Source organism: Curvibacter soli, from assembly GCF_029211125.1.
Classification (GTDB): domain Bacteria; phylum Pseudomonadota; class Gammaproteobacteria; order Burkholderiales; family Burkholderiaceae_C; genus Curvibacter_A; species Curvibacter_A soli.
On the sequence record NZ_JARGEN010000003.1, the window covers coordinates 24,672 to 30,704 of the forward strand.

The 6,033-nt window shown below is 70.3% G+C and carries 5 protein-coding genes; 3 read left to right on the forward strand and 2 right to left on the reverse strand.

What is annotated here, in order from left to right; translation table 11 throughout:
- Nucleotides 1-1,448, reverse strand: a 1,448-nt coding sequence (locus PY257_RS00605) for an ATP-binding cassette domain-containing protein (protein WP_275737726.1), incomplete at its 3' end; no start/stop codon positions are given.
- Nucleotides 1,449-1,730: 282 nt separating this feature from the next.
- Nucleotides 1,731-2,345 carry a YggT family protein gene (locus PY257_RS00610; RefSeq protein WP_275737735.1) on the reverse strand — a complete coding sequence of 205 codons (615 nt, stop codon included), beginning with the start codon at nt 2,343-2,345 and terminating at the stop codon, nt 1,731-1,733.
- 117 nt (nt 2,346-2,462) lie between these two features.
- Here PY257_RS00610 and lysS point away from each other — a divergent pair, with 117 nt between their 5' ends.
- The 3 genes from lysS to PY257_RS00625 all read left to right on the forward strand — a co-directional run.
- Nucleotides 2,463-4,004, forward strand: coding sequence for a lysine--tRNA ligase (gene lysS, locus PY257_RS00615; protein WP_275737728.1), 1,542 nt, complete (start codon nt 2,463-2,465; stop codon nt 4,002-4,004).
- Between the two features lie 114 nt (nt 4,005-4,118).
- Nucleotides 4,119-5,153 carry a GGDEF domain-containing response regulator gene (locus tag PY257_RS00620; RefSeq protein ID WP_275737731.1) on the forward strand — a complete coding sequence of 345 codons (1,035 nt, stop codon included), beginning with the start codon at nt 4,119-4,121 and terminating at the stop codon, nt 5,151-5,153.
- A 474-nt stretch (nt 5,154-5,627) separates the two neighbouring features.
- The coding region (locus PY257_RS00625; RefSeq protein ID WP_275737733.1) for a nitronate monooxygenase at nt 5,628-6,033 on the forward strand (406 nt) is incomplete at its 3' end.

A 6,033-nucleotide genomic window follows, 5' to 3' on the forward strand; every position in this document is an offset into this window, starting at 1 on the left:
CCCGACAGGCCCGTGCCGCCCTCGCCCAGCACGGCGCCCGCGTGGCGCGCGGCCACGGCGTCCAGCGCCGCGAAGCGCAGCGCGGCGCCTGCCCGCGCCGCGTCCACCTGCGGGCGGCCCAGCGCCACGTTGGCCTCCAGCGTGCCGGCGAAGACGTGGGGCTTCTGCCCCACCCAGGCCATGCGCGCGCGCAGGCGCTGCGCGGTGGCGGGCGTCAGCGCCACCCCGTCGATGGCGATGCGCCCCGCCTGCGCGGGCGCCAGGCCGGCCAGCAGCGCCAGCAGGGTCGATTTGCCCACGCCGCTCGTGCCCACGAGCGCCACGCGCTCGCCGGGGCGCACGTGCAGCGAGAAGCCATCGACCACCGGCGCGGCGGCGCCGGCATGGTGAAAGCACAGCCCCTGCACGTCCACCGCCACGGCGCCGGCGCGGGCGGCAAGCGGTGCTTCCACGGCCTGCGCGCGGCCGCCGGGGAGTTCGGTGCCGCGCTCCGCCAGTTGCCGCAGCGCGGCCATGGCGGCCTGCCCGGCAGCCTTGTCGTGCCAGGCGGCGGAGAGGTCGCGCAGCGGCTCGAAAAACGCTGGCGCCAGCAGCAGCACGAACAGCCCCTGGGCCAGCGACAGCCGCACGCCCCAGGCGCCGAAGCCCAGGTGCCCCAGCAGGTGAAAGCCGACGTACACGGCGACCAGCGCGACGCCGAGGGCCGAAAACAGCTCCAACACCGCCGACGACAGGAACGCGATGCGCAGCACGGCCATGGTGCGCGCGCGCAGCGACTCGGCGCTGGCCCGCAGGGCCTGGGCGGTGGCGTCCACCGCGCCGAGCGCGCGCAGCGTAGCCAGCCCGCGCAGACGGTCGAGCAGGAAGGCGTTCATGCCGCCCATCTCCACCATCTGGGCCCGGCTGGCCGCCTGGGCGCGCATGCCCACCAAGGCCATGAAGAGCGGGATCAGCGGCGCCGCGACCAGCAGGATGAGCGCCGCCAGCCACGACAGCGGCGCCACCGCCAGCACGATGGCCAGCGGCACGATGGCGGCGCGGCGCTGCGCGGGACGGTAGCGCGCCAAGTAGGCGGTGACCATGTCGGCCTGCTCGCCGATCACGCTGGCGGCCTGCCCCGACGCGGCGCGGCGGATGTCGATGGGCGAGCGCCCGGCCAGGGCCAGAGCGGCATCGGCGCGCAGCCGCGAAACGGCGGCGCGCGCGGCGCGGAAGGCACGCCGCACGCCCCAAGCGTCGATGCCTGCGCGCACGGCGCCCAGCGCGGCCACGGCCAGCGCCGGCAGCAGCACGGCGCGCAACCCGCCGCCCTGCGCGATGCGGTCGATGCCCAGCGCCACCAGCGCCGCCTGCGGCAGCCACACCAGGGCCGCAGCCACCTGCAGCCAGTCGCCCGCGCCGGCCTGCGCACCGGCATGCGGATCGGGGTCGGGGGGAACCGGGGACATGGCGAAGGGCTGCTGGAGGAAGAAGGCAGGCCGATTCTAGACCGCGGCCTGGGCGACCCTGGAGCGAACCGCGCCGCCCTTGATGCGCATCAGGAAAAAGCCTGCCACGCCCGCGCCGGCATGGCGGACAAGCATACTCCCCCACCTCCATACAGCCACCGCAGATAAATAGCGCATGTTCACATCATACTCCCCAGGAGTATCTTGAAAAGACTGCCTGGACTGCGGGTGCGCAGTCGCCCGGCCCCCGCCCCCCAGGAAGCAGGGTAAAAGGCCCGGCACCTACAGGCCCAGCAGACGCGCCTCGATCGCCGCCAGCGCGATGTTCAGGATCTGCAGGGCGACGATCGCCACCAGCGGCGACAGGTCGATGCCGCCGATGGCCGGCACCACGCGCCGCACGGGCCGCACCACGGGCTCCACCAGCAGCGCGAGCAGGTACTGCATGGGCGAGGCGGCGTTGGGCACCCACGAGAGCACGGCATGTACGATGATCAGCCCCATCAGCCCCGACACCGCGAGCTTCAGCACCCCGAACACCGACACGATGGCCAGCGCCGCCAGCGACACGTCCAGCGCGCCGGCCAGCAGCCACAGCAGCAGCGTCTTGGCCAGCACGATGAGCCAGCCGCCGAGGGCGCTCGCCACGTCGAAGCGGCCCACGGCGCGGAACACGCGGCGCAGCGGCAGCACCAGCCAGTTGGACACCGCGATCACGAAACGCCCCAGCGGATTGGCGAACGGCACGCGCTGCAGTTGCATGTAGAGCCGCAGCAGGCAGGCACCGCCCAGCAAGCCGGCCACGACGTCGAGCAACAGGGAAGCGGTCTGGTAGATGAACATGCGACGGGCGTCGTGCGTGGTGTGCGAAATGGCGAACCGGAATCGATGGCGCATCATAGCGGCGCAGCCACGGGCCGCGCCACCACCGCCATGGCCCGTGGCCGCCGCGGGCCGCGCCGAAATCTAAAATGGCCGGCTTTGGCCTTTCACCCTTTTGCCCACGCCCCCCGTATGCCGACCCCCACACCCACCGCCGCCCCGGACGAAAACCAGCTCATCGCCGAACGGCGCGAGAAACTCAAGGCCCTGCGCGCGGCGCAGCAGCAGGGCCGGGGCGTGGCCTTCCCCAACGACTTCAAGCCGAGCGACCGCGCCGCCGGCCTGCACGAGCGCTTCGGCGCCGCCGAGCCCGCTGCGCTCGAAGCCCAGGCCGTGGCCGTCAGCGTGGCCGGGCGCATGATGCTCAAGCGCGTGATGGGCAAGGCCAGCTTCGCCACGCTGCAGGACGGCTCGCTGGGCGAATTCGGCGGGCGCATCCAGCTCTACGTGACGCGCGACGCCCTGGGAGACGAGGCCTATGCCGAGTTCAAGCACTGGGACCTGGGCGACATCGTGGGCGCCGAGGGCGTGCTCATGAAGACCAAGACCGGGGAGCTCTCGGTGAAGGTGACGCGCCTGCGCCTGCTGACCAAGAGCCTGCGCCCGCTGCCCGACAAGTTCCACGGCATGGCCGACCAGGAGCAGAAGTACCGCCAGCGCTACGTCGACCTGATCACCGACGAGGCCGCGCGCCGCCGCTTCGTGGCGCGCAGCAAGGCGGTGACCTCGATGCGCGCGTTCATGGTGGCGCACGGCTTCCTGGAGGTGGAAACGCCGATGCTCCATCCAATCCCGGGCGGCGCCAACGCCAAGCCCTTCGTCACCCATCACAACGCGCTCGACCAGCAGATGTACCTGCGCATCGCGCCCGAGCTGTACTTGAAGCGCCTGGTGGTGGGCGGTTTCGAGCGCGTGTTCGAGATCAACCGCAACTTCCGCAACGAGGGGATCAGCGTGCGCCACAACCCCGAGTTCACGATGATGGAGTTTTATGCGGCCTACTGGAACTACCGCGACCTGATGGACTTCACCGAGCAGCTCGTGCGCGACGCCGCGATGCAGGCCACGGGCACGCTGCAGCTCACCTACCAGGGCCGCGCCGTGGACCTGTCGCAGCCCTTCCAGCGCCTGACCATCCGCGAGGCGATCTTCCAGTACGCCGAGGCCGGCGCGCACGTGGACGACGCAGCCTGGCTCACCAGCGCGCTCAAGAAGCTGGGCCTCTCCGAGGAGAAGGACCGCCTGTCCACCCGCACGCTCGCCGGCCTGCAGGTGCTCTACTTCGAGGAGACGGTGGAGGACCAGCTCTGGCAGCCCACCTTCATCATGGAGCACCCGACCGAGATCAGCCCGCTGGCGCGCGCCAACGACCTGCGCCCCGAGGTGACCGAGCGCTTCGAGCTGTACATCACGGGCCGCGAGTTCGGCAACGGCTTCTCGGAGCTGAACGACGCCGAGGACCAGGCCGCGCGCTTCCATGCGCAGGTATCGGCCAAGGACGCGGGCGACGACGAGGCCATGTACTTCGACCACGACTTCGTGCGCGCCCTCGAATACGGCCTGCCGCCCACGGGCGGCTGCGGCATCGGCATCGACCGCCTGATGATGCTGCTGACCGACAGCCCGAGCATCCGCGACGTGATCCTCTTCCCCGCGCTGCGGCGCGAGGGCTGAGCCAGGGCCGTGTAGCGCGCGGACGACAACAGGACGCCGACACGCACAGGCCGCAATGCCTGCCGGATAATCGATCAAGGGTTTATACCTATCCAACCATCCGGAGACACGCACATGACCAGCCCCGCCACCCCTCCTTCCTCCAGCATCAACGCCAGCGGCGATGATGGCACCCCGTTCACGGTGCTCGTGGTCGAGGACCAGGCGTCGGTGCGCGCCTCGCTGGTCGCCGAGCTGCGCCGCGCGGGCGTGCGCCAGGTGCTGGAGGCCGCCAACGGCGACACGGCGCTGGCCGAGTTCAGGCTGCACCGGCCCGACCTGGTGCTGCTCGACATCCGCCTGCCGGGCCAGGACGGCTACTGGGTGGCGCAGCAGATGCGCGAGTCCGAGCCCGGCGGCTGGACGCCCATCATCTTCCTCTCGGGCCTGGACAGCGACCTCGACGTGTGGCGCGGCATCGAGGCCGGCGGCGACGACTACCTCGTCAAGCCCGTCAAGCCCATCGTGCTGGTGGCCAAGCTGCGCGCCATGCGCCGCCTGCTCGACATGCGCCGCCGCATGGTGGCGCTGACCGAGGAGTTGCACCAGGCCAACCAGCGGCTCAACGAGATGGTGGAGGTAGACGCCCTGACCGGCCTGGTCAACCGCCGCGGGCTCGACCGCCTGCTGTACGGCGAGATCCTGGCGGGCCGGCGCGAGAACTTGCCACTCACGCTGATGCTCTGCGACATCGACCACTTCAAGCGCTACAACGACACTGCGGGCCATGTGCAGGGCGATGCCTGCCTGCGCCACATCGGCCTGCTGCTCAAGGAGGTCTGCATGCGCCCGCGCGACGTGGCCTCGCGCTACGGCGGCGAGGAGTTCGCGCTGATCCTGCCCAACACCCCGCGCTCGGGCGCCATGACCTTCGCGCGGGCACTCACCCAGTTGCTGAAGACATCCCCCATCGCCCACCCCGACTCGCCGCTGGGCTCGCAGTTGACCATCTCCGGCGGCATCACCACCTGCATCCCGGATGAGAGCACCAGCGCCGAATCCATGCTCATGCGCGCCGACGAGGCGCTCTACGCCGCCAAGGCCCAGGGCCGCAACCGCTTCTTCAGCTTCGAGATGCAGATGGACACCATCGAACAGTTGCAAGGCTGAGGCGCGGCGCCGGGTGCGCCCGCGAAGCATCCAACCTAGTGCAGTGTTCGATGCTTGGCGGCACCAATAAACCTAGAAACGGCAGTTGACCGCTTTGTATCCCTTGACAAGCCGCATGAAATCAAGCGTTGACGGCTTCGATGGCGTTCACCTCATGGGTGAGAGCGCTATGCACCTGCCAGCACCGCGCTCGGCGCGCCATGCGGCGTTGCTCCTCCTTGCGGGCAGTAGCCCGCCGCGTCGTCGCGCCTTGCCTGGCACCCCGATCACGGCACCGGCAGGCGCATCCAACTGCCGTTTCTAGGATAAAAGCGATGCGTTTTGGCGCAGGGCAAGGCGCAAACCACAGCGATAGCCGTCGCTATCGCGAGGATTTGCAACGCCGCCATGCGTCAAAAGGCGCGGTTTTATGTGCTGCTTAGTGTTGAACACTGCACTAGCATGCGGGCATCACCACTCGCGCCGCCACCCGCCATGCCAACGACGATCACCGCACTGCTGGGCACCGCCCTGCCCGTCATCCAGGCCCCAATGGCGGGCGTGCAGGGCAGCGCCCTGGCCACCGCCGTATGCAATGCAGGCGGCCTGGGCTCGCTGCCCGCAGCCGCGCTCGGCGTGGACGCGCTGCGCGCCGAGCTGGCGGCCATCCGCGCGCAGACCGACCGGCCCTGCAGCGTCAACTTCTTCTGCCACCAGCCGCCCGAACCCGACCTGGCGCGCGAGGCGGCCTGGCGCGCCACGCTCGCGCCGCACTACGCCGCCTGGGGCATCGACCCCCATGCCATGCCTGCGGGCGCGGGCCGCAGCCCGTTCAGCACAAGTTCGACACTTCCTGAATGTAAGTGTTTGATTCCATTAGAAATGGATGTCAAACCGCAGA